A 1,155-nucleotide genomic window follows, 5' to 3' on the forward strand; every position below is an offset into this window, starting at 1 on the left:
CTTTTGGGAGAGGATCGGGTTATTAGCTACGCATTAGAGTTTATTGAAACGCCATTGTTTGAATCTCAGCGAAAAGAGATGCTCACGGATGAAGAGTTTCGAGCGTTGCAGTCAGACATCATCAAAAACCCAGAAATGGGATCGTTGATTGTCGGAACGGGAGGGCTAAGAAAAGTTCGCCTTGCTGGAGAATCGACAGGTAAGAGTGGTGGTTATCGAACGATTTACTTACTGATCCAACCTGATGTTGTCTATTTGGTGTTGCTGTACAAGAAAGGGAGAAAGGACTCTTTAACTCAGAAAGAGAAGAATCTCCTTAAAGAAGTGTCGAGGTCGATTAAGAGAGAGTATGACAATGAGCAATAGTATTTTTGATGAACTTTATACATCGATGAAGCAAGCCGAAGCGATTGCAAAAGGAGAGCAGACTCCTGCGAATGTCACTCGTTATGAGATTGCCGATGTTAAAGCGATCCGAGCACAACTGGATGTCAGCCAAAAAGAGTTGGCACAAGCGATGGATGTGAGTATTGATACCGTGAAAAGTTGGGAGCAAGGACGGAGAAATCCGACAGGTTTAGCAAGCAAAGTCCTAACTCTACTCTCTAAAGAGCCAGAGCTTTATGCGAAGTTTTCAGTTTAAAGATTAAGAGGTGTCTATGAGTGCAGCTGTTACTTTTGAGCAATTCTGTCAGCGTTACGAGTACGATCCGAGAAGTTCGTTATCTCGATTTGAATATGAGAAGTACAAAGAGAAGAAGTACAAAGAGAACTTAGAGATAGCTAACGAGCTGATCACCAAAGACGCCATCGATAAGATGAAAACATAGAAAAAACGCCCTTAGAGGGCGTTTTTTGTTTCAAACGAACAGCGCCATCTTTGCCCTGTAAATCGCCTGAAAAGCGTCACAAACTTTCAGCCCGATTTCTGGGTCAGTAGGGCATAGTAAGTGCTTAAAAACGTGCCTAGAGCCTCTGATGGCGTTCTAAGGGCTGTTTTTGATAGCTAACTCGCCCGTTTAACATAATAGGAATAATAATCACCACCACAACGTTATGTTGCTTTAAATTATGAGCTTCTTTGCTTCGATTTGAAGCCATTCAAATGTGTTTTTGGGCTCTCCATGCATTTCCATTTGATGCCAAAGTTTTTCA

Annotated in this window: 3 protein-coding genes; all 3 read left to right on the plus strand. The window is 42.2% G+C overall.

Annotated features, from left to right (window positions below):
• Positions 1-366 (plus strand): type II toxin-antitoxin system RelE/ParE family toxin (locus R7E47_RS24915; protein WP_318085448.1); only part of this gene is annotated, 366 nt, incomplete at its 5' end.
• Positions 356-643, plus strand: coding sequence for a NadS family protein (gene nadS / locus R7E47_RS24920; protein ID WP_029946694.1), 288 nt, complete (start codon positions 356-358; stop codon positions 641-643). The genes R7E47_RS24915 and nadS, both read left to right, overlap by 11 nt.
• 16 nt (positions 644-659) lie before the next feature.
• Positions 660-830 (plus strand): hypothetical protein, encoded by a 171-nt coding sequence (locus R7E47_RS24925; protein WP_005398424.1) that lies wholly within the window; start codon positions 660-662, stop codon positions 828-830.
• Positions 831-1,155 lie beyond the last annotated feature (325 nt).

Source organism: Vibrio sp. Vb1026, from assembly GCF_033338745.1.
Taxonomy (GTDB): Bacteria; Pseudomonadota; Gammaproteobacteria; order Enterobacterales; family Vibrionaceae; genus Vibrio; species Vibrio alginolyticus.

Coding starts and splice junctions, on each gene's coding strand:
- nadS (WP_029946694.1), top strand. CDS start 356: ATGAGCAATAGTATTTTTGATGAACTTTATACATCGATGAAGCAAGCC.
- R7E47_RS24925 (WP_005398424.1), top strand. CDS start 660: ATGAGTGCAGCTGTTACTTTTGAGCAATTCTGTCAGCGTTACGAGTAC.